The sequence below is a fragment of the Microcoleus sp. BM001215392 genome (assembly GCF_036700185.1).
GTDB lineage: Bacteria > Cyanobacteriota > Cyanobacteriia > Cyanobacteriales > Microcoleaceae > Microcoleus.
Map to the genome: position 1 here is coordinate 1 of NZ_JAUBOJ010000070.1, position 22954 is coordinate 22954.

The following is a 22954-nucleotide window of genomic DNA, read 5'->3' on the forward strand; positions in this document are numbered from 1 at the left end:
TTGTAAGATGCTTCACCTTCTGAAAGAGCAGCATCTAAGCGCAGCAAGACATAACGACGAATTTTTTTAATTAGGTAAAGGTCACTATCTAAGACTTTAAGTATATTGTTCGACTCTTCCCGAGTAAACTGGAGCGGCGAATTGGAATTGAATAAGTCTTCCTCTTGTTCAATAGCAGTTAGCAATCGGCTGTAACGTTCAATGCGCTCATTTATATTAGAGCGGACAATCATTAAACCTGCGGCTAAGCGGTCTAAATCAGTAAAAAAACGTACCAAATTATCGGCGTTATTATGATTGCGCGATAGGTAGAAAATGGCAGGCGGTATCCAGTCAAAATTATCAATATAGTCTAAAAATTTAAACAGTTGATTTATTTCTTCTGCACGCCCAACACTTTCATACCTTAAATTCTGAATTTCCGAAAAAGCATTAGCATAAGGAGTTAAAGTTTCATCAATAAATTGCTGAGGCTCAGCCGCAGGATTGATGTTTTCCTGAAAATCTTTAAGGACGCTCTTGTTGAGTTTTTTCTTTTCCTTAATCATGCGAATATGAGAAAACAGGTCTTTGAATAGCTCGCGTCCCAGAGCCTCCTCGATATCTTCCCACTTTTTAGTATATTTTTCTTGTTGCAATTCGGGTATTTTTCCGATAATCTCAGCTTTCAAGATATCAGTTAGGGAGAGATCTAATCCCCTATTGTTCAACACAGAAAATATCCGATATGCAGAATCAAAGTCAGGCGTAGAAACCACTACCAAGAAGCACTGAGTAATGATGAACTGGGCAAGGCGTATACAGCACTCTTCGCCTATCGCATGGAAACGTTGCAAGAATAAATGTGCATTTTCTTTAATCAGCTTCTGACTATCCATCAGCTCAGCACTGTTCAATTCTTTGAGCTTGTTAATACCACCTTCATTTTGAATATATGCCTTAAAAAATTCTGCATCTCGCTCGCGCAAAGTCAGACGGTAACGATTAGGAGTACCCGCAATTAAGCTGCCTTTTTGGTAGAGAAAAGTGGTTAAGTCATTGGCGTGTTCTGTTGGCAATGATGCCCTGAGAGCAGCTAGTAGTATGGTGAGGGTGGTTAGACGTTGCTGACCATCTACAATTTCAGCGGCTGGTTGCTCCGATTTAATCAAAACAATGCTGCCTAGAAAGTAGGGGTTGAGTTCATCAATCGTCTCGTTACCTTCTCCCAAGAATGTTAGCAGGTCTTCCAGGAGTTCCCCAGCTTCCTCCTTTGTCCAAGCATAGGGGCGCTGGTAGAGGGGAATCATGAACACAAAGTCATCGCTAAATATTTTTCTAATTGGGTGTTCCTCGCCCTTGATACTGACACGATTCATGCTTGGTTCCTGTGTTAGATATGGTTGGCAATTGCTTCTAAAACTTCAATTTTTCCTGTTAATAGAATACCATGCTTAAGCTGAGAAAGGCTAACTCTCAACTTAGCCAGTGCAGACTGGTTCCATTCGTCGCGCCGCAGGTTTCAATCTGCGGCTGCATCACCCATTTTCCGCCTGACTTCTCATCAACTTCTGCACGCTACCCAACGCCCGATTTAATTCGTAACTCTTTGTTTCCGCATTCTGCAAAAAAGCCTGCTGTTCTTCCTCAATCATTAACACATCCTGCCGCACCAAACCATCTAATAACTTTTGAGCAGCACCAAAACAACTATCTTTAATAAACTTGCGAAACCACACAGGCAATTTGTGCAGCCGCCAAAACGCATTTAATGAGGTAAAATGAATTAAATAAGCGCGAGTTGCTGTCTCGCTTACCGGGCAAACCAAGCAGTAAATCTTAAAGTCGCTTCCCAATGTTGAAACCCAGTGCGGGTAAACATAACTCACGTCAAGCGGTTCCGGGTGCAGCTTGCGCAGAGATTTAAAAAATAGCTGGGAAATTGACCAAATTTTATCTATTTTGTAATAACTTTGTGCCTGATAGCGAGCTGTTACTTGATGCTCGTCTTCTGTTAAACTATCTAATACGGGATTTGCCCAAGCTTGCCAATCGTCGTGCAAGTGTCCGTGGTACATATCCATCAAGTTTTCAATTAAAAATGAATAGTGCGCCTGACAGTCGATGACTGAAACTGTGGCAATATAATTGAGATGTTCCCACTCTGGCAAATCCAATAAATCTGTTTTTTCGGCTTGGGTTGCGTCGCCGGGAAACAGCCAGATAAAACCGTTTTGCTCCTTGACTGGATAGGAGCGAATTTTGCAGTTAGGTAGCTTTTGGTTTTCTGCTAAATAATCGACCTCTGCGCATTCTCCGCTGGCATTTAACCGCCATCCGTGGTACGCGCATTCGATTAAATCGCCTTTAACTTTGCCGTGGCTGAGTTTAACTTGTCGGTGCGGACATCTGTCTTCTAAAGCGTTGATTTTGCCTGCACTGTCGCGGAAAAGCACGATCGCCCGATGCCACAATATCACAGGTAGCGGCTGACTCTGTACCTCTGTGCTGCGGGCGACTGCATACCATTGCTCGCAATTAATACCCAACTCGCGGATGTGAGTTTTTTTTTCCTTTGCAGATACCGATTCGATCGCGTTGTTTTGCATTACAAATTTTCCCAAATTACGCCCATAAAACAACCCAATCTTACAAAATAACAGCCGGGAAAGCAACGACCGTAAATTTTTTTAAATCTCCCTTCTGACAAATACTTATCCCTAGCTAAATGCTTCAACCAGCTTGGCGACAATCTAAATTTTAATAATTTTGAAGCATTGCGAAACCCGTATTTGGCACAATCTAATCTAAAATCTCTCACTGCACCTATTATGTTGCCGATTGTTGCAGGTGTTTCAACTTCCGATACATTATCTAACAAGACAACTTTTCCCTGCCTATTCAACATTTTTTTTATTGATGAAAGAGCGGCTGGGAGGTTGGACAGGTGGTGAAAAGTTGCGGCGCTAACTATTAAATCAAATTGGCGGTCGAGCGCTAATTGACTGGCATCCATTTGGATGTATTCTATATTCGGGGCGGAGCGTTTTTGACGAGCAATAGCCAGCAGTTTTGCTGACAAATCGACTGCCACCACCCGCTCGTAATACTTGGCTAATTCAAAAGCAAGAATTCCCGAACCGCAGCCAATATCTAATGCTGTGCCTCTGCTGGCAGACAGGTTTTTAGTAAAGAAATCATTCTGGCTTTGCAAGGTGGCAGCAAAATCATATTCTGTTGCAAAATCATCAAACGTTACGGATTTATTCCGAATTTTCCAGTTACTCTTCAGCATCTATTCTTGCTTTATACTCATTCAACATTTTAACCGCAAATGCACCCAAATCGACGGCGATGATTTTTTTGTTTCCAAGCTCTGCTTTTTCTGCTCTTCGTTGGTGCGGATTTGGGATTTTTGCCACCTGATTATTTTAGCCATAAACCAATGTTTTTGTGCCCCTTTAAATTAACTACAAAATAAAAAGGTTCGTAGTCAGGACTTTAGTCCTTCTTTTCCTGAGGACTAAAGTCCGAACGATAGAACCGCTTTTATTGTCGTCGTTCATGCGGACATAATATGAAATCCGCCCAGCTCGCTGCACACCCTAGATTTTTAGAACGCCCTCGGGATTAACAGTCAAGAGCGATCGCCTTTGCAAACCCTCTTGATATAAAATAGCATTAGCCGCCAACAAACCGCTGCTCACCGCCCTTTCCATCAAACCGCAAGGAAACGGCATTTTCACCCAATCTCCGGCAAACAACAGATTGGGAACAGCGCAACAAGTCTCGGGCCTTTCTGCATAACTACCGGGCGGATAACCCGAAAAATTCTTTTGATTTACCAACTCCCGGTGCAACATAGTCGCTGCTTTTAATTCCGGTACAATTTCATACAATTCTTGCTCGAAAGTCGCCAGCAAAACTTCCTGGTTGGGAAATTCCTTCTCCTTGTAACAATAAGCGTGCAGTTCCACTACGCTGCCGCCAGTTTTCTGATGCCACTCGATAAACTGATCCTGAATTTTGTGGTAAAGCGTGATGCTATCAGTCAGTTTGTAGCCAGAAAGCGAACTAAAATTGCTGTGTTCCCAGGGGAAATCGCGATCGAACCAAAAACGGCCCACCGCAAACGGATCGGCTATTTTCAAGCCCTCAATGCGGCTCTGCACCTGCGGGTTCACCTCACCGCTGGCCAAACTAAACAAATGCTGCATCCCCGGAACATCCGCCGCAAAAACATAATAATCAGCCTTCAATATTTCACCCGATTTTTGTGGCTGCGACTTGTCAACCGCAGCGGCTAACTGTACCTCATCTGCTTTTTTATCTACCACCTTAAATCTCGGTAAATCCCGCTGAGCAGGCCCGCTCACAACTCGCCCCTCAGCATCAAAAACTGCGCCGTGACAAGGACAGTGAAATTGACCGTCATTTTGTTTTTTAACTGTGCAGCCTTGGTGAGTGCAGCTCAGAGAAATTGCCTCTTTCCCTCCGGGTGCGGCGGCAAATACACTATCGCCAGCCCCGAAATATTCCGTAGAATTGCTATCAGTTAACAGCGCGTTTCGCTTCACCCAAAAAGGAACTTTACTTTGCACGTCTCCAGACTGATAAGTCAAAGAATCAATCTGACCGTTTTCCCAGTGAATTCTACTAACTGCGACATCTGTCAATACTTTCCCACCTTTGCTTTCAATGGATCTGGCAATCGGCTGCACCAAACTTGTGCCCATATCTTGCCGCGTGCCGTTGAAAGCTAAACCTTCGGGATTTCCAAAAAAATAAAAATGGAAAAATTGCATTAATTCTCCTACGCTCAATTCGTCGGGAGCGTTGAGACTGGACTTGGCAAAAGGCAGAAAATACAAGTCGTAAAGTCCGCGGGGGAATTCACCTTTTACCCAGTCGGCTACTGATATGTTATCGAGGCGAGCGAAACTTTTCTGAGTTTGAAAACCGCCGATTTCCCGAAATACTTGCCAGTGAGCGGGTTTTGTGAGGTTGATTCCCCACTTGAGCCGGTTCGGAGAAGATATTCCCAAATCAACGATATTCCAGGGGAAAGCTGAATGGTTGGGGCGGAAAACTTCTGGTTGATATTTGCCGTCTCGAAACACGACGGCGTAGGATTCTAAAGATACAAAGTTATCGGTAATTTCTAGTTCTTTTACCACACTTTTGAGGTTGTAGTATTGCGGAAAAAAACCGTGAAAGCCGTGTTCCATCATGAAGGTTTCGTTCCCGACTTGTATCGGCCAACTAGCAATTTTACCGCCGAGTTGGGGCGATTTGTCCAGCAGCGTCACGGCGAAACCCCGCTGACTTAGTTCGTAAGCACAGGCGAGCCCGGCCAAGCCTCCCCCGACAACTGCAACTGTTTTGCGGTTATTGAGCATTCGCGGTAAATCAAGAGTATCTTGCTCAAAAACGGCGGGTTCCGGTTTGGAAAATCGCGAGTAGCCCAGCATTCCGCCGGCGGCGCCGACTCCCAGGAATTTGAGGGCGGTGCGTCGAGAAACTGGCGATAGCGGTGGATTGGTTGATTGACTCATAAACGTGGTTCACACAAATAGGTCATCCGATTTTGGATTGGGATTTGGGATTTTAGATTTTAGGGGCGATTTACTGATGCTTCGGGGGATTTCTACCTCTAAACATCTCAAATCGGCTTTTGTCTCTAAAATTATTCCGTGATGGGTATATGCCATAAGCCCATATATCATAAGACCTAAGACATGATAGCGGAAGAAATACTCAGACAGATTATCGGGTTTGTGCGATCGAGCCGGACGATCGCAAAATAATCTATCTCAGGTATGATGTCTTAAGGAATCGTGTAAAGTAATGTTAAGCCTGCTCGCTCGAAACCCAAGTCTAAAATCGATCGCCTAACATCCACAGACTTATACCAGTGACAGTTAAATTTTTATCGAAATTGCGTCGCCGAGAATTTCTTAAAGCTTTCTCAATTGGTTTAGCGGCTCCTGTTTTCTATAACAGCGCAGCACATTCTCAAGACTATTCAAATTACGAAAAAAGTGCGTTAGCCACCAATCCCACAGCCCGAGAAAACCAAAAACCCGGTACCGCAGATTGGGAATTAGAAAATCCTGCTACCAAGCGAGAAATCGAAGGTTATGCCTCTCTCACTAGCGTCAATCTCGGTGGCGAAATTAAATTATTTGTCAATACTAAAGAACCAAATTATACCATAGAAATATTCCGCACCGGATGGTATGATGGACTCGGCGGCCGCCGGATGAATGACCCAATTGTACGCAAGGCAATCAGACAGCCTCCGCCGAGAGAAGATGAAGCATCAGGACTGATAGAATGTGATTGGAAAGATCCGTATATTTTGCGAATTCCCGATCGCCATTCGGACTGGACAAGCGGCATTTATTTAGCCAAACTCACTGCTGGCCGTACGTCCAAGCAAAGTTATATCATTTTTACAGTGCGGGATGACGATCGCAAATCCGACATTTTATTTCAATCCAGCGTTACCACTTTTCAAGCCTACAACAATTGGGGCTACAAATCGCTTTACCGCTGGAACAGTCACGCCAAACAAGCTTACAAAGTTTCGTTTAATCGGCCCTACGCCATGAGTCCCAACCGCAAAGCAGCTTACGGCATAGGTGCGGGGGAATTTCTGACTAATTTTCAGCCAAAAAGGAGAACTTCGAGTGCTGGTTGGGAATACAACATGGTCAGGTGGCTGGAAAAAGAAGGCTACGATGTTACTTATGCCACCAACATTGACACGCATTTTAACTCTCGCTTGCTGTTGTCTCACAAAGCATTTTTGTCTGTAGGTCACGATGAATATTGGTCGCGAGATATGCGAGAAAATATCGAAGCAGCTAGAGACGAAGGCGTCAGCCTCGGCTTTTTTGGTTCCAATATTTGCTACTGGCAAATCCGCCTAGAACCCAGCCGGATTACTGGAGAAGTAAACCGAACTGTAGTAGCTTATAAAGAAATGGCCGATTTAGATCCTTTGGGCGGATTTAAAGCAGAAGTTGGGGCGGTTAATTCGTCGGTAGAAATCGCGGCGGCCGGCCAGTTAAACTACGGCATCGGCAAACCAGAACGCGATCGAACAGCAACAGCTTACAATCAACCTCCAGCGCTATATTCCTTAGTAACAACTCGCTGGCGAGACAGCTCTGTCGGCAGCCCCGAAGATGCTTTAATCGGCGTTATGTACGAAACATTTCAAGTTAATTCTGATATAGTCATCGATCTAAGCGCTCCGGATTGGCTGCTAGACAAAACAGATTTAAAACATGGTGACAAATTACCAGGGCTGTTGGGTTATGAAGTCGATCGCATATTTGGGAATGCCCCAAAAAATCTAGTTCGCATCGCCCATTCGCCCTACCCTCACGGCGGCGGCACTCGCTATGCTGACATGACCGTTTATACAGCAAATTCCGGGGCGAAAGTATTTGCGACTGGTTCGATGCAGTGGGCGTGGGGATTGGATAATTATAATGCACCGGAGTTGCGATCGCCAGTTTTAAATGCCGCAGCTCAGCAGATAACCCGAAACGTTTTAGCAAAGCTGTTAAATTCAGCTAAATCTTGAATCTAATACTTAGTCGATCAAAAAACTGTCGTCCCCTTGCAAGTTTCTTTTCTGGCGAGGGGGACGGAGCAGAAGGCGGAAAACTGAAACTATTATTCAGGTGCAAATGCCAACGAGCTATCAACAAAAAGCTGTAGGGCGCGCAGCGCGCACCTTACTATGATACATAACAATTTATACAATCAATAAGTGCTGTAGAGATGTTTTACTGGGTGCATCTGGTTTTGGAAGAGGGCTCTCGGCATAACCGCATATAAGTTATTAGTTATAATCTCATATTTACGGAGGTCATGCCAGAGCCCGGAGCGATATATTTTCCCAACTCAGATGCACCCGTTTTACTTATCGTTTGACTTACCATCAAACACCTGTCTGAGTAGCGCCAATCCGGCCCAAACTATCCCCATCTGCTCCTCAGATAAATCCTCGAACATTGGTGAAATATTGATCGAGGTGATACCTCTAATTTCTTCCAGCCTCGCGCGACCAGTTTCTGTCAGTGTCAGCACCACCGCTCGCCGTTCCTGAGGATGTTCTTGGCGGTTAACAAATTTTTCCTGAACCAAGCGCTCGCAAATAGCAGAAGCAGTCGGTCGAGTCACTCCCAAATAATCTGCTAACTTCGATAAAGAAGAACCTGGATAGCGGTAAATAAACATCAGACTGCGAAACTGAGATATCGATAAAAAAGATTCTCCTTGATTTCGCATTTGCGCTCGAATCGATCCCACAATCAGGGGAATGATTTCTACTACTTCAGCAGCGCAGCGCTCGGGGGTTATTCCTGTAGAGGATTGTTCCAAATTCATGTTGGTTCCCTGTTAGACAAGTCCACCATCGCTGTATTCAGCAAGGTGGCGTGAGCAAAAGGGATGCTCGGTTGGTGCAGCATACAAATCAAATTTCATGTTTGAGTAAAAAACTTTGCCTCCATAGAGGCTCTCTTGGAAGCTATCGCACCTGCATACTAGGGTGCTTGGCTCGGTTATTTAGGTTTTCAGTTGAGCCTTTCTCAGAGAATCTACGTAAGTATAGATGGCGGAGGCATTTAATTATGGACGATAGAGGGCGAATTTTCTTAATAAACAGTACAGGTATTCTCTCTATACCGCAATTGCAGCAATACTAATTGTTAGGGAGCCTAATAATTTAAATTTTATTTATTTCGGTAAAATTGTCAAGTTTGAGGATAAATGTGAGTGAATTTGGCAATTTAATCGATTCAGCATAGCTGACTTCAGTTTTCTTCAATTAACTGCCGCAATCGGCTATTTTCGTTGATTTAACTTGCCCGGTTGCTTTAAATTTGCGATCGATTATTTATGAGTTGTCGATCGCACAGATCGATCGCGTGGTGTCAAGCCCTGTTAATTAGGTGATTATACATATAACAGATATATTCTTAGTGATATCTATCACAACTGTTACACAAATAAAAAAAAGTGCGAGATTAAAGTTTATTAGTGCCGAGGGTTTGCAGGCGAGATCCCAGTGACACAATTGACACATATAAATTTGAAAACGTCAAAAATTTAATTTTTATTAGGAGCCTTAACAGCATTTCTGTGATGCTTCCAAGTACCTGTCTTCCCGAAGATTGCCGCCACTCAACTCAATTAAGATATAACTGAAAATATTCCGCCCCCCACTTGTCGCCGCCCAAAACATCCAGCCAGCCAGCCGGACTCTACCATTAAGCTGAGAATACTTTGATTTCTGTGTTATTGCTAGTTGAGCTTGATTCTGCCAACTTAACTGACAACTAAATATCTCCGATAAAAAAAGCAATTATTGAAAATTTGCCCCACAGTAAAATCAGCAAATCTCCGTGGATAATTTTAAACCATATCTATCTGAGACTCGGCTATATATCGATTTCGCCAGTTTCAAACGCCGAGGCTGGGGGCGATTGATTGGTGCTAAATTCAGAGATTTTAAGGGCGCAGACGCGAGTGAGATCGATCGTATGCAAACAAAATACCAGCCGTAGAAACCACAGCCAAAACCGAAGGAACTAAAGGCATCCAGCCCCCGAAAGCCAGAATAGCGATCGCACCTTGATACAGCAAAAAAATCATAGCACCAAGAGCGATCGCCAACACCAAAGGCGATCGGCCGCGCCCCGCCAACAACCCGCCAGTAACAGCCACCAACCACACAAAAATAGCATCTCCCCACTGTATCCCTTGCGACTGAGGCAAAACCCACAATAGCGGCCTTTTATCGAGCGCAGCGCTGAGAATTTGACTCACCATATGAGCGTGAATCCACACGCGCGGCATTTTACCGTAAACAGTATCCGATTCATCGCTAGAAGCTTGGGAAGTGTGGCCAATCAACACAATTTTACCTTTAACTAAATCCGAGCTTATATTCCCTGACAAAACTTCTTCAAGCGTAACTTTAAAAGCCGGTTTGGGATGAGCGCGGTAGTTGAGCAATACTTGACTGACGGGCGAATTTAAATTTTGATAACCTCCTGTACGAGCCGCCAATTTTGGAAAAACAACCCCACCAATTCGCCACTCTTGATTCTGAGTTATCTGTGCTGCAATCCCTCGACTCTCCAAAAACCGCAAAGCCAACAGCAAGCTGAAGCTGTTGGGAGCGCGACAATTTTCAGTTAAATTAGAAAAATTAGAGTTATAAGAAAGAGGTTGACGGCGAATGCTGCTACCTTTTTCGTGGCGAGCTTCATCGTTTGGTAAATTGCTAAAACTGATTTGATTTATTAACTTACCTTGAGACAATTCCCGCGGTGGCTCGTAAATTTTGGTATCGCCATAGCTGCATATAGTAATATTATTCGGGTGGCTTTGAAACAGCGCAATTAATTTTTGCCTTCCCGACTCTCTGCTCGCAGAGCGGTGCATATTCAAACCAATTACTAAAGGTTGAAACTGCTGCAATTTTTCCATTGCCCTTGCTAAAGTAGCATCATTTTGAGGATACCCGTACTTCTCAACATCCTTGTCTGTCACTTCCACAACCAACAACCGATTGTCAATGGGTTCAGGTTGTCTGTGGCTCATGAGTCGATCGAACATTGAGAGTTCCCACGGCTGCATCACCCCCAAATAGCGCGCTTCCATCACAGCAAAGGTACAACCCAGACTCGCCAAAATCAACGGCTTCAAGCGTGAAAAACCCTTAACTGGGGGTTTTTTGCAAGCCGTCACCGCAGGTGCATCCCGCGCCACCACAGGCGCATCCGGCGGCAGCAAAAAATCGTTCCAAACCGCCGGCACCGCTGCCGGATGCTGCCAAATTACAGGCAACCAACTAGCACAAGGAAAATTCTTTTCCTTACTCTCCAACCTGCGCCGCGCTTCCCCGGCTGCTGCATACAAAGACTTACCATTAACAAACTCTTTCAGAAAACACTTTAAAAATTCCTGAGCTACAAAATCCGGCACAAACTCCCGCATTAAAATCATTTGCGGAATCATTTGAAAATCATCTAAATTTCTTGCCAAGCCCAACCCATCGCAGCAATTAAAAATTGCCAGTTGCAAACCCTTATCCACGGCTTTTCTTAAGCCGCACCACAACTCATTAATTGTTAAAAAATCATTTTTGTTGATATAAATTTTTCCAATATCGTTTTCAGTTTCCCCGTGGCCTGCAAAAAATATAATATCCCAAGACTGATCCCAAAGTTCGTTATTAATTTCGTCCGCTTTCGGTTCAACTAAAAACTTCACTTCAGCATGGGGAGACAAATTTTCCAAAATTTTCCGATCCGTCGTGACATCAATTCTAGCGCTGTTTCCCAGAATCGCTAAAATTCTCACCTGAGACTTGCGGACTGGTTTTTGCGGATTTTCCCTAGTTATATAGTTGAAGTTACTCAGCGAATGTTCTGCTTTCGGAAATCTTTTAAACAAATCCCATAGATTCCAAGGTAGCTTGTGCAAGTGCTTGTCATCTGTACAAATCAGCACCCTCGCTTCTCGATCGGGATTTAAATTATCGCCAATCAGCCTCTCCACATTCGCAAACTCAGGAGCATCCAGCCAATCATTCAGCATCTGCGCTAGTTTTTTACCAGATTCTCTGCAATCTTGCACAGGACTTCTGCTGTTAATCCTGCCTGGTTTGATCCGAAAATAAGATTTTTTAAGATTAGATTTGACAGCATTTTTCGGTACGTTTTCCTGCGATGACGGGTAAATTAAATTAACTAATTTTTGCGGTTGGTGGCGGGAATCTGCGCCCAAAATCCGATATTTATCCCGCCAGTGTTCTTCTTCAAAAACAGCTATTTGCGGGTTGGGGGGCAATTTTTGGCTGGCGGTAAAATCAATAGACGGAAATTGATTATTTTTCCAAATTTGGACTGTACAGCGAAAACCTTCTTCACAATTTCCGTCTAATTTGAGTAGAATTAACTTATCCATAACGCACACCCCCATTCATTGCTAACGATCGAATGAAAACTTTTCAGTGATGCTGAAATCGTCTAAAGCCAACTTGACGCTAAAATTCTCTCCCGGTTCTGCCTTCAACTCAAATAGCAACTTTTCGGTTCTATTTGCTTTAGCTTGCATCACGGTTTCTCCTCCATCGTCCAGCACCATCAACTGCAAATTGTTAGGCAGATTGGTTTGACCGTTTGTGGGATAAACCTCTATCGAAATATCGATATCCGGTTCGTCTGTTGTCATCAATCCCACAAATAAAGCTACTTGTTCTTTTCCCCGCTCTAAGTTGAGCAATTTGCCTCGCCTGACTGGTAGCATTCTATTTGTAGAAGCATCACTTTCTAAAAGTTGAGGACTGCGGAAAGCAAACTGCGATTCAGGTTTTGAATCAAACAGCGTTTGGGCTGTTTCCCAACCAGTATCAAAAACATTTTGCAACCACTGACTGAGATTTACGGGTTTGAGCAGTTCTAAATAGTCTAGCAGTTGGTCGATCGATTTTAACTCGGTCACGGCAATTTGTTCTCGATCGACTGTTGGTACAAATCCCAGCAACTTCGCCTCCTGGAGAGATTGAGCTATCTCTACAGCGATGTAACCAATTCTGTCCGATCGCACTTCTGTCGGAATCGAGACAAAATCTTCACCTTCGCGCACCCAGCGGCACTCAAATTTGCCAATATTTTTGACATCCAAATCGGCCACATCCATAAATTTCTGAACTACAGGATTCCAAATATTGCTGGCGGCTAAATCAGTCTCTATTTCCATGCACTGAAAGTAAAAATCGACTGCGTGGACTGCTAAAGCATTCAAATAAACCTGTTTGGCTTTTTTTGAGTCACGTTGTTGCTGTCCAAGGGTTTGAGCGCTGTGGTGCGCTGCTGGGGCGATCGGAATTGTCAAAACAAAATCAACTTGTGTGTTATTCATGATTCATCTCTGGTGTTTGCTGTTGAATGTCCTATAAGTATTCTCTGAACCTGGGCGTGAATTTCTCAAAACACCTCCGGTAAAAACTGCTTAAAGTTGAAATCCCGACCCCCAACTCTGCGGATATCTGTTCCCAACTTACTTCTTCTATCTCTCTCTTGACAAGCAACAACTGAAAATTGACCTGCGGGTGCTTTTTACTGACTTCACTTTTAAAAACATCGCCTGGATCTTCTTCAATTATCTCGATTAGAGCTTTGGCTAGTAGGTCAGATTCATCTTCCTGTTGATTGGTTTGTCCATCAAAAAAAGCATCAATATCTTTATAGTATGAACGTTTGAAGTCGCTGCGACCTATAACTCTAGGCGTAGCTTCTTGAAAACATTTAATTATCAAGAAATTTACCCACTGGCTCACCTCTTTCTCTGGTCTGTAGTTCTTGATTTCCCGGCAGATGCGGAACATTAAATCTTGGTAGGCTTCCGTGCAAATTTCCTGATAAATTTCCCAAGTAAAACTGAAATTTTTGGGAAACTTAACAATTTTATATTTTTGAATTTCCATTACTAATGTTGTTACAGCTTTCTGTCGTTCAACAGTTTGAGGCTGATGATTTTTAGCAGCTATGGCTAGCTGTTTGAGCCGATCGTCAATTTCATCTTTACTAGGCATCTCTTGTTCCAAGGGTACTCAGAAAAATTGTCTGCAACCAGCGATGCAGGCCGCCGGAGTTCAGCTAATTCTCTCACCAACAGCCCCTGTGCGGCTACTGGGCGAGCGATCGCCTCCTCCTGCAATGCCTTGTATTTGCCTATCTGTCGGGATCTGCGATTTTTATGCAAAACCCAGGAAAATTTACAAAACTTTACATAAATCGCGAATTTCTGGATGGCGGGGCGATCGTTGGTGCGTCACGAATCAAGCGGTGCTTGTGACACAGCCGGTACGAGATGTTTGGCTTTGGTGTGGAATGTTATAATCGGGCTCGCCAACACAGTTAAGTATTCGCACGCAGCACAGTCAACTGCGGTATTAATACCAATTCTAAAAAATAATCTAACTTGAGGAAATCTCCAAACCTTTATTTGAGCGATCGTTCCCAATTCTTTAATCTGAATCCAAAAATCGAATATCGAAAAAGGTATAACGGCTCCCAATCATGCACCACCAATCTCAGCAGCACCGCCAAAAACACTGGACTCAGAAAAAACTTAAAACAGCCCTTTTTTACTGTTTGATAGCAATATTTTTTTGCTGGAGTTCCGCAAACCTCCCTGCGATTCCCCAGAAAACCGACCCGGGCGGACTTAACGGGCAAGAAATGAGAGAGATTCTCGATCGCGGAAACCTCACAGAAGCCGTTACCAGAATTGAAAAAGACTGGGAAGAAGACTATCAAAAATACTTGGAACAAGACTTTGCCGCCCGGGAAAAAACCGCTCAAACAATCTCAAAAACTCTCTCGCGCCTAGCAGTTCAAACTCAGAAAAAACCAGCCTTAATTTACGCCATCCCGCGTACAGACCAACTAGAACTAATTTTAATCTTGCCCGATCGCCCGCCAATACTCCGCAGCGTCCCGTCAGCCAAACAACAGATACTGCTGTCAACAGTCAAAGCCTTCAGCACCGAAATCACCAACCAGGTAAAAATCAACACCAACAGCTATCTCGAACCAGCCCAAAAACTTTATCAGTGGATAATTTCGCCTTTAGAAACCGATTTGAAACTCGCAAAAATTGACACATTGCTGTTCTGTGTCGGCGAAGGTTTGCGAACCGTACCCCTAGCAGCAATGCACGACGGAAAGCAATTTCTGATCCAAAAATACAGCATGGCGCGGATTCCGGCATTCAAGCTGACAGACATCAATTACGCCGATCTCAAAAACTCCCACGTGTTAGGAATGGGAGCAGCCATTTTCTCAGAAACGGCGAACAAACAACCTCTCCCAGCAGTCCCGTTAGAACTAAGGGCGATCGCCCGACAGTGGCCTGGTCAATCCTTTGTCAACGAAGATTTTACCATTGTCAACTTGCAATCGCAGCGGCTGCAACAAAGATACGGCATCATCCACCTAGCTACTCACGCGGAATTCCGCCCGGGATCTGCTGATAACTCCTACATACAATTTTGGGATAATCAACTGAGATTTTCTCAAATGAGAGATTTGAAATGGAACAATCCGCCGCTGGAACTGTTAGTATTGAGCGCCTGTAGAACAGCTTTGGGAGACAGAGAAGCAGAACTCGGATTTGCCGGTTTAGCGCTGCAATCCGGAGCCAAATCTGCCCTCGCCAGCTTGTGGTATGTGTCAGATGCGGGGACTTTGGCGCTGATGACTGAGTTTTACCAGCAGTTAAAAGTTAGCAAACCTCAAGATCCTCCAGTCATTAAAGCTGAAGCTATGCGACAAGCACAAATTGCAGCGATTGAAGGTAAACTAACCATAGAAAACGGTCAATTGCGAAGTTCTCGGGGCGAAATTTCTTTACCTGCGTCTATCCCCAAACTCGACAGCAAAGATTTATCGCATCCTTATTATTGGGCGGCTTTTAGTATGATTGGCAGTCCTTGGTAATTGAGGGGGTGAAACAGGCTTTTCGGCCTGTTTCACAATGCGATACCTGTAGGGAAACGGCATTGCCTTTCGTCGTGTCAACAATCGCCTAAAATGCTTGATAAATTTCGCTTTTATCCAAGTCTAGATCCTCCTGGCATCCCCCGAATCGTTGCGGGGACATTGATCCATTTCCACTTCCCCCCTTGGTTCGAGGTGTGCCAGGGCGATCGGGGCCTAATAGTCAAACAGTAGATCGGTACTAAGTTTGACCTGAAGTTGACACTAATAGACATTACCGTGTCCGGCACGAGACTCTACGGATCAACCGATATTACCGATGAAGCCAGCCCATTTTCTAGACTTTGCCCGATCGCTTAATCAGGACACTAATCACTTGTCCCGGCTTTGGCCCTCGCTGCGGCGGACTCCAATCCCCAACGGCTGCAAATCCTAGCCGATACAAGGTGTGGATGGTTTCTAAAACGGCTTTGCGGGAACCAACAACAGTTATCTGCACGATTTCCTGTTCGCATAATGTTGAGCCGTCATTTCGACAATCTGACGAGTTATCGTCAGGCAAAAATTCCTGTGACATCATATAATCTCCTAGTTTTTGGTTTTTCTGGTCAGGAAAACCCAAAAACCCAGCCGCCCCGCACAGTAACGCAAAGCAGGGCGGCTACAGAGAATCCCCAGTGTTATATTTCTTTTGGTGGCGAACCGAGGCAGTATCGGCGGTGGTGAAAGCCAGTGAAAGCTCGTGCAAGAGCTAGCCACAAAACACGCTACTTTTATATAATTGCTCGTAGTGCAGCTAGTCCAGCTATGTGGATTGGGTAGAAGTAGTAAAAAAATCTCTTTTCGATTGCGCCTGGTTTACGATCGCATTTTGGATCGTGATATTTCAAAATTAACGGCGCTAGTGCTGCAAAGATTTGATACCAGCATCCAGCGGTAATTGTGTAAATTATATTTGTTACAATCCAGCCAAACCACCACAGTCGATCGCCTTGGCCTTTTAAGCTAATCATCATTAACGGACAAGTTACCGCATACCAGCCATAACTCACATTTAAAATTTGACTACCAGCTAGTCCTATTCCCAAAATTGCGATTTTGCGATCGAACTTTCGGATACACCCAAAAGTTGTTGCTGCTACTGCAAAGCTAAACATAATATTTGGTTGCAGGTTTTTAAAGAGTAAGATGTAAGGTATTTGCGATATTGCTCCAAATAGTATTAGTCGAGTGACTAGACTTTTTTTTTCGTTTGGGCGCTGCCAATTTTGAGCGAATACCCATGCGAATAGTGGAAAACTTAGCCTTCCTAAAATTCGCATTGGCTCTAATTCTATTAATACTCCGATGTGGTCTATTAGCATCAACAATGTTGCTAGCCATTTGATTTTATTTTGATTCATTGTGGTAAAATTGATTTAAGTTTACTCTGAATTTTTCTACTACGTTCTTTCCGATATCAGAGCTTTTATATAGTTTTTCCCCTTCTTTCCACGATGTTTGCATCAATTTTCTTGTTGATAAGATTGCTAGTCTGCTATATATTCCGGTACGTGTTGGTAGTTTTTCTAATTCCAACTCTCTAAACTTTTTGATAATTTCAGAAAGTGTCAGTTCTTTATTTGACAATATTGAAAGCAGTATTAAGTCATTTATGCTCATAATTTTTTCGAGATTCATACTTAAACTTTACTAAGCTTGATTTTTTCAGTCAATAGTTTCACAAAAAGATACGTAGAATCATCATTCTTTAATTTACTGCGTTTGTTTAATCTTGATTTATCGATTTGAGGAAAATCAATGATTGAGGCGCTTCTATTGGCTTCTATCGTTTCTGCGAGTCCTACCCCGAGTCCTAGTCCGACTCCTTCGGTTGTTCGTCCAAATCCAGTTCCTAGTCCGATTTACACTCCCCCACCTCCGCCTGCTGAATCCTGGTCTGACAAGATGTGGCGGCGTTACAAGGAGAACGGCAAGTAATGGCTGCTACGAAAGAAGGTCGCGATTTCATTTCATCTATTCTCAAGCTTGCGGATACTGGTGGTGAGACTGTTGCTCGCCAGGGCATGAAGACTACCAGCGTTGCTGGATATCCTGTTTTTGTTGCCTGGGGTCGTTGGGGAGGTTCGGAGTTGAATGCTTCTGGCAATAACAAAGCATTTTTATTTCTGCCTTACTTGCAGTCGGGTCAGATGCCTTTGCAAAAGTTCAATGGCTCCACTTCTGTAGAGACTCCGCTTGACATGGTTATGTCTGAAGTCCCCAACCCTTATAACTGCAAACTTGGCGTTACTCCTTCGCTTAACATTAGCAAGTTAGTGGAGGGTGAATATTACAGTTTTGTTCTCGCTCTCAAACCTGCTGCCGTTGGCAACGGTAACAATCCTACCCCTTACTGGGATGGATGGCTTAAGGCTGTTGGCAATTCGCCGAGTGATGTTTTCAAAGAATACTTGGCTTTGTTTAATTTGACCAAAACTCAATGGACTAAGGTCAAGGTTTCCCAAGAAGTTGATGAGGATGATGAAGAATTAAACAATGCTGACACTTCTAACATCTCTCAACAACAATGATTTGATTGGATTAATTGTTGGGTTTGTCTGGTCTAACTTGTTTGTTCTTTTGACCCAATTTTTCTGCTTAGCTTTGATTCTTAGAATAGTCAGGCTTTTTATTGATTGAGGCTTATGAAAAATGCCTATCGATTTAATGGTTGTTATTCTTGCCGTTTGGCCGCATTTTTTCTTATTTTCAGTTGTGGTTTTTGGTTACTGGGCAATTCTTTCAGCCCTTCATTAGCATCCGATCGCATAACTGGCGCTCAAGCTGTTTCTAAAATGTCTGTCGTTCTTGGGAGCCCCGAGCAGTTTGCTAACAACATGAAAATTTCCACACAAGATTTTATTGCTGACCACTTTGGAAGTATGGCTATTGCTTGTGCTTTTGGAATAGCTATTAGAATGAGGTCTTGATAATGTGGTTTTTAATTGTTTCCTTGCATTTAATGACTGTTCCTAGTGCGGCTGATGCGATGAATTTTATCAAGGATGATATCAAGCCTGTTATCGAATTCTCAATGGACTGGGCTATGAAAGCTGCACTAGCTGCTACATCCACTCACGCATTTATTGTTCTTGCCAAAAGGTTTTTAGATTGATGAAAGATTTTGTTAAATCAGTAGTGCCTGCTGCTGAACGATACCGTGAGTTACCGAATAAGTTTATTGATACCAACGTTTGTTTGTTGTGATTGTTAATACTTTCGCTAACTATCGGGGTCTCGGTATTGTATCTAAAATTCCTCGTAGTCCATTTTTGTGTAGTTCCCGTAATTAATTTGGAGCCAAAAAATGACCGTTGAAATTTTTACGATTGACCGCGAGCAAGTTCAAAAATTGAACGATTTGTTTTATAAGTTTGAAGCTTCTAAAGCTGCTCGGTCTGTTGCTGTTGGTGGAGCTGTCTTAGGAGTTAGCGGTGCAATTGCTACCGCTGGAACTGCCCAAGCTGGTGCTGCTGGCGGTGGTGCTGCTGATGCTTCTGCTGCTGCTGCTGCTTCGATTGCGGCTGGGGTGACAAATGCCATCAATATGATTAAGGCGATTGACGGTATTGGTTTGGCGGCGTTTGGTGTGGCTTTAGCCCCTATGGGCTTCATGGTTACGCTGCGCGTGCTCAATATGGTTTTGAGTCGGGTTTGATCATGAGCGATTGGACGAACAAACTTGTTGATTCTTCTAAACTTGCCTCTTCAATTTTTGGCTACAATTTGTTATTGCTAAGCTGGATTTTGATATTGAGTTTGCCTGAATTTTTTGAGTTTCGTTTGTAATGCCTTTCACTGGCATTTATGGATTGCCGGGTCGGGGCAAAAGTTTGCTGATGTTTCAGCACGGGTTGAGAATTGCTGATAAGTATCAACTTAAACTCGTAACTAACTTTTGCCTCGATCCGTTAAATTTGGCTTATTATTGTAAGGTCAACAATCTCCGCTGGCTTTGGGAAAATATTCCGAAAGGGATTGTTTATTACGTTAGTGCCAATAAGAATTTTGCTCAATTTTTGCAAATTAAAAACGCAGTAATTTTGCTTGATGAAATGGGATTGTATGCTCCTAGCGCTCAAAGCTGGACTTTGCCACCTGAAGCTTTTAATGCGGTAGCTAATAATCGAAAGAGGGCGCAGCACATAATTTATGCAGCTCAATATCCTTCTCAAGTACATAGTTCGATTCATCAAATATGCTCTGACATACTGTATGCTGAGGGGGTTGCGGTATGGGATAATGAACTTAAAAACGAGCGGCTTTTATTTAAGGACGTTCATCTTTTTCAACCGTCAGAGTTTGAGGTTTGGTTCCGTGATCCCAAAGTTCGCAAAAATCCAGTCAAGGTTTGGGTGCTTGCAACCAAGCATTGGAAAGGTATTATCAATTGTCACGACGCTCAAACTTTTTGCACTTACGATAGTTTTGGACTATTGGAGGAACAGGATTTGCAAGCTTCTAAATTTGCTAAAAAAACTGATTTTGGGTATTATCCTTATATTATTGACTCCGGTTCTTCTGTTGAACTTTCATCCTCGGATTTAATGGAAGCTGGCTATACGTTTTCTGAAATTGAGGAGAAATTAGATACTTACTACAAAGCCGATCGCTTCAAGAAAAAGCGGATTTATGAAGCTAGCGGCAATCATCCGTTTGTAGCTTGGAAGTTGCAGGGTCAAATCCCATTTCCCGGCCCTCACTGCTTTCAGCAGCAAACTTTATTTTTGTGGAATTTATTGCCTGCTGCCAGCCACAGGGGTTTGAAGAGATTAGACTTGCGAATTACTCGCGAGTGGATGACTTGGCAGAGTATGGATGCATCAACTAAAAATAGCTATAAAATCACCTGGAATATTTTTATAGGCGTTGTTTTGTGGGTTGTATCATTGATAGTTACAGGTTTCTTTTTACCTAAAAATTTCATAGTATTTTTGATATTGACTGGCAGTTGTTTCTATTTCCCTTTTAGGATATTTAAATAATATGCAACAGGATTATTTGCCTCGAAGTGTTAAAATTGATTGGCTGCGCTTTCAGTTTGAAAGTTCTTCACCGCGAATGATTCAGGTTCTTTGCTCAATCATTAAATTACCTTTTGAGAAAAAACAGCAGCAAATGTCCGATATTCGCGATACTAACGTACTCGCTTTGAACAAAGTTTGGCATGAAATTTACGAATTTCAAGGTTCTTTGATGGGCATTCATTATGCACCGTCTGGTGGAAGTGATGTATTTCACCGTTACTTTGTTGATTTAAACGGTTCTGCTTTGGCTTCAATTTCTCTTGATTCAGTTCGCACACTTTTAATTTGCGCTCAGTGCGAATATCAATTTACTGCCAACCGTATTGATATAGCTTTGGACTTTCCACTGCAATCGCCTAGGTTGTCGCTGCGCTACTGGGAAGGATTTATCGAAGATGGTCTCTTGGTTGGATATCGAACTGTGCGCCGCGTTATGACCCACGGTGGCAACCGACCAGGTACAACTGTTTATTTAGGGTCGCGAGAGTCCGACCGCTTCGTCCGCATTTACGACAAGAACATAGATGGGGTTGATTGCGATCGACTGGAGGTTGAGTTTAAGCGAACGCGCGCTTTGTGGGTTATGCAGCAAATTGTTGCTTTGCCTCCTGTTGAGCTACCAACTTTTTTAAACGGCGTGGCTTGCGGTCAGATTAATTTTGCTCGATCGCGCAGCGATGTTGAATTTTTTAGGATTTATAAATATGGAGCCGTTAGCGTGCCGGCAGTGCAATTGCATTTGGACATTGAAAAGTCGATCGCGTTTGTGCGCCGGCACAGCGCTACTTTTGCGATGCTAGAGGAATTTATGGGTAGTCAGAAATATGATGAATTTATGCGATCGGTGCTGGCGGCCGGTAAACTTCGGATGAAGCCGCGTCACCGCAGCATTATTGCCAATGCTAAATTTTTAGGATTGACTGTTGCAGGGATTTTTTTTATACTCTTGCAAACTTCTGGCGCAATTGCTTCAGGCTTGGTTTGTCCTGCCACTCCTGCGCCTGTTTCGCTTGGCTCCCAGATGGTGCAGAAATTTCCGATTGATATTGCTATGCCCAACGCTACTGAGCAGGCTTACTTGAACGCTGTCGGTGATGGGTGCTTTCAGGTTAACTCTGGTTTGAACTTTGATCGCATTTGCTTGCCTGGGATGATTGTTAACGCGTTGCGGCCTTTTGTAATTATGGGTCTTGGAATTAAATTTATATTTGGTGATTGATGATGATTCAATTTTTATTGCCAATTTATTTAGCGACCGCACCGCTACCGCCGCCAGTTTATACTTGGTGTACTTTTGAGATGATTCAGACAGAATCTAAGGAGATGATTTCTGCTGCTTACGGTATGGGCAACGTTCCTGTTGGTACGGATTTAACTGAACTTTGCCAAGCTTTTTATACTAGAGATATTCGAGCTGAAAACAAGCCCTTGGAGCTAGTGTCGAGTAGAGGAGAGTCTACCACATTTAACCCTGATGCTTATTGGGTTGCTAATACTTGGCGGCGAGCATTGACTGCTGCTGAACTCGAACAGTACGCTTGTTTGTTCAATAAAAATGCTGGTGCTGGTGGCTTGCTTACGAGTGCTACTTCTGCTGCCATAAATTTAATGCCACAGTCTCCTGATTCGATTCGCATTCCAGCATTGATGATTGCAGCAATTAATTCAACTAATTCACCGATTTTACGTTACGCCGCAGTGGTGATGTACAATACTGGTATTCCAATTATGAGTATTGCTGCACTTGTTAAAGCTTGGAAGTTAACAAGGAGGTAATTTTTTCTTTGGGTTCATTTTTTTCTGGTAAATCTTTTAGTTTTCCGTAATATCTTTTCATAAAGCCATATCTTAAGTCCTTTTCATTTTGTTGCACCATTGTTAGTAAATTCACAATAAAAATAGATTGATTTTGAGCGCGGAAAAATTCTTTACATATTCCGATAATAATAGATAATTTTATTATTCTTTTCCACGTTATTATTTTTGGTAGTCGCAAGTGAATATTGATAATTGCCTCTACCTCTTGTTCTGTATCATAGTATTTGGTAATATTATGATATCTTTGATGAATGTATCGCAGGCAAATTTCTATTTTCATGTTGTTAAGAATTGCTAAATCGTTAACTGGTTTAAGATTGTTAATTGCAGAAGTTGCACCTATTATAGCAGCAAGCGTAGGTTTGTTGAGTGCGCGTACTGCTGCTTATTTAGTTGGGTTTGCTTTGGGCTCAATTGCGATTGGTTGGTTGCCGATTATTGCGACTTTGATTAGCATTGCTGGAATATTTGGTGTGTCTACACAGGAGTGTGATAATTATCGAGCTGAGCTTGAGAGAATTAGGTTAGCTAATTTAGCTGCTCAAACTGCTG

The 22954-nt window shown here is 43.1% G+C and carries 24 protein-coding genes; 11 read left to right on the top strand and 13 right to left on the bottom strand.

Annotation, left to right across the window (positions count from 1 at the left end):
• The 5 genes from QT974_RS10720 to QT974_RS10740 form a co-directional block, all read right to left on the bottom strand.
• On the bottom strand, positions 1 to 1358 hold a 1358-nt coding region (locus QT974_RS10720), incomplete at its 3' end, for a DUF262 domain-containing protein (protein ID WP_333468472.1).
• A 159-nt stretch (positions 1359 to 1517) separates the two neighbouring features.
• On the bottom strand, positions 1518 to 2588 hold the full coding sequence (locus QT974_RS10725) for an aromatic ring-hydroxylating dioxygenase subunit alpha (protein ID WP_333468473.1): 1071 nt from the start codon (positions 2586 to 2588) through the stop codon (positions 1518 to 1520).
• Positions 2588 to 3274, bottom strand: a complete 687-nt coding sequence (locus tag QT974_RS10730; RefSeq protein ID WP_333468474.1) for a class I SAM-dependent methyltransferase — start codon at positions 3272 to 3274, stop codon at positions 2588 to 2590. The genes QT974_RS10725 and QT974_RS10730 overlap by 1 nt, the downstream gene beginning before the upstream one ends.
• Positions 3261 to 3401: a hypothetical protein gene (locus tag QT974_RS10735; protein WP_333468475.1), complete on the bottom strand. Its 141-nt coding sequence runs from the start codon at positions 3399 to 3401 to the stop codon at positions 3261 to 3263. The genes QT974_RS10730 and QT974_RS10735 overlap by 14 nt, the downstream gene beginning before the upstream one ends.
• A 183-nt stretch (positions 3402 to 3584) precedes the next feature.
• Positions 3585 to 5534: an FAD-dependent oxidoreductase gene (locus QT974_RS10740; protein ID WP_333468476.1), complete on the bottom strand. Its 1950-nt coding sequence runs from the start codon at positions 5532 to 5534 to the stop codon at positions 3585 to 3587.
• A gap of 359 nt (positions 5535 to 5893) precedes the next feature.
• Between QT974_RS10740 and QT974_RS10745 the strand changes: the two genes are divergently transcribed.
• The gene (locus QT974_RS10745) at positions 5894 to 7576 is read left to right on the top strand and encodes a N,N-dimethylformamidase beta subunit family domain-containing protein (protein ID WP_333468477.1); all 1683 of its coding nucleotides are present in this window, start codon (positions 5894 to 5896) and stop codon (positions 7574 to 7576) included.
• A 338-nt stretch (positions 7577 to 7914) separates the two neighbouring features.
• Here the strand turns inward: QT974_RS10745 and QT974_RS10750 are convergent, their stop codons facing one another.
• From QT974_RS10750 to QT974_RS10765, 4 genes are all read right to left on the bottom strand, one after another.
• Positions 7915 to 8385, bottom strand: a complete 471-nt coding sequence (locus tag QT974_RS10750; protein ID WP_333468478.1) for a MarR family winged helix-turn-helix transcriptional regulator — start codon at positions 8383 to 8385, stop codon at positions 7915 to 7917.
• A 1125-nt stretch (positions 8386 to 9510) separates the two neighbouring features.
• Positions 9511 to 11976, bottom strand: a complete 2466-nt coding sequence (locus QT974_RS10755) for a CHASE2 domain-containing protein (RefSeq protein WP_333468479.1) — start codon at positions 11974 to 11976, stop codon at positions 9511 to 9513.
• Between the two features lie 21 nt (positions 11977 to 11997).
• The gene (locus QT974_RS10760; RefSeq protein ID WP_333468480.1) at positions 11998 to 12933 is read right to left on the bottom strand and encodes a DUF1822 family protein; all 936 of its coding nucleotides are present in this window, start codon (positions 12931 to 12933) and stop codon (positions 11998 to 12000) included.
• A gap of 31 nt (positions 12934 to 12964) precedes the next feature.
• Entirely contained in the window at positions 12965 to 13606 is a 642-nt protein-coding gene (locus QT974_RS10765) for a hypothetical protein (protein WP_333468481.1), read from the bottom strand.
• 43 nt (positions 13607 to 13649) lie between these two features.
• On the opposite strand from QT974_RS10765, the gene QT974_RS10770 reads away from it, so the two are divergent.
• Positions 13650 to 13913 carry a hypothetical protein gene (locus QT974_RS10770; RefSeq protein WP_333468482.1) on the top strand — a complete coding sequence of 88 codons (264 nt, stop codon included), beginning with the start codon at positions 13650 to 13652 and terminating at the stop codon, positions 13911 to 13913.
• Positions 13914 to 14093: 180 nt separating this feature from the next.
• Complete coding sequence (locus QT974_RS10775; RefSeq protein WP_333468483.1) at positions 14094 to 15515, top strand: CHAT domain-containing protein; 1422 nt, start codon at positions 14094 to 14096, stop codon at positions 15513 to 15515.
• Positions 15516 to 15852: 337 nt separating this feature from the next.
• Here the strand turns inward: QT974_RS10775 and QT974_RS10780 are convergent, their stop codons facing one another.
• The 3 genes from QT974_RS10780 to QT974_RS10790 form a co-directional block, all read right to left on the bottom strand.
• On the bottom strand, positions 15853 to 16095 hold the full coding sequence (locus QT974_RS10780) for a hypothetical protein (RefSeq protein WP_333468484.1): 243 nt from the start codon (positions 16093 to 16095) through the stop codon (positions 15853 to 15855).
• Positions 16096 to 16288: 193 nt separating this feature from the next.
• Positions 16289 to 16918, bottom strand: coding sequence for a TraX family protein (locus QT974_RS10785; protein ID WP_333468485.1), 630 nt, complete (start codon positions 16916 to 16918; stop codon positions 16289 to 16291).
• Entirely contained in the window at positions 16905 to 17177 is a 273-nt protein-coding gene (locus tag QT974_RS10790) for a hypothetical protein (RefSeq protein ID WP_333468486.1), read from the bottom strand. Before QT974_RS10790 ends, QT974_RS10785 begins: the two co-directional genes overlap by 14 nt.
• A 317-nt stretch (positions 17178 to 17494) precedes the next feature.
• On the opposite strand from QT974_RS10790, the gene QT974_RS10795 reads away from it, so the two are divergent.
• The 7 genes from QT974_RS10795 to QT974_RS10825 all read left to right on the top strand — a co-directional run bounded on the left by QT974_RS10795 (position 17495) and on the right by QT974_RS10825 (position 22360).
• Entirely contained in the window at positions 17495 to 18088 is a 594-nt protein-coding gene (locus tag QT974_RS10795) for a hypothetical protein (RefSeq protein WP_333468487.1), read from the top strand.
• Positions 18089 to 18202: 114 nt separating this feature from the next.
• Positions 18203 to 18487, top strand: a complete 285-nt coding sequence (locus tag QT974_RS10800; RefSeq protein ID WP_333468488.1) for a hypothetical protein — start codon at positions 18203 to 18205, stop codon at positions 18485 to 18487.
• A 2-nt stretch (positions 18488 to 18489) separates the two neighbouring features.
• Positions 18490 to 18672, top strand: a complete 183-nt coding sequence (locus QT974_RS10805) for a hypothetical protein (RefSeq protein ID WP_333468489.1) — start codon at positions 18490 to 18492, stop codon at positions 18670 to 18672.
• A gap of 192 nt (positions 18673 to 18864) precedes the next feature.
• Positions 18865 to 19215 (top strand): hypothetical protein, encoded by a 351-nt coding sequence (locus QT974_RS10810; protein ID WP_333468490.1) that lies wholly within the window; start codon positions 18865 to 18867, stop codon positions 19213 to 19215.
• 130 nt (positions 19216 to 19345) lie between these two features.
• Positions 19346 to 20542: a zonular occludens toxin domain-containing protein gene (locus QT974_RS10815; protein ID WP_333468491.1), complete on the top strand. Its 1197-nt coding sequence runs from the start codon at positions 19346 to 19348 to the stop codon at positions 20540 to 20542.
• 1 nt (position 20543) lies between these two features.
• The gene (locus QT974_RS10820) at positions 20544 to 21803 is read left to right on the top strand and encodes a replication initiation factor domain-containing protein (RefSeq protein ID WP_333468492.1); all 1260 of its coding nucleotides are present in this window, start codon (positions 20544 to 20546) and stop codon (positions 21801 to 21803) included.
• Positions 21803 to 22360 carry a hypothetical protein gene (locus tag QT974_RS10825; RefSeq protein ID WP_333468493.1) on the top strand — a complete coding sequence of 186 codons (558 nt, stop codon included), beginning with the start codon at positions 21803 to 21805 and terminating at the stop codon, positions 22358 to 22360. The genes QT974_RS10820 and QT974_RS10825 overlap by 1 nt, the downstream gene beginning before the upstream one ends.
• Here QT974_RS10825 and QT974_RS10830 read toward each other — a convergent pair.
• Positions 22332 to 22682 carry a hypothetical protein gene (locus tag QT974_RS10830; protein ID WP_333468494.1) on the bottom strand — a complete coding sequence of 117 codons (351 nt, stop codon included), beginning with the start codon at positions 22680 to 22682 and terminating at the stop codon, positions 22332 to 22334. The two genes, QT974_RS10825 and QT974_RS10830, sit on opposite strands and share 29 nt — an antisense overlap.
• Between QT974_RS10830 and QT974_RS10835 the strand changes: the two genes are divergently transcribed.
• Positions 22681 to 22954, top strand: a 274-nt coding sequence (locus QT974_RS10835; protein ID WP_333468495.1) for a hypothetical protein, incomplete at its 3' end; no start/stop codon positions are given. The two genes, QT974_RS10830 and QT974_RS10835, sit on opposite strands and share 2 nt — an antisense overlap.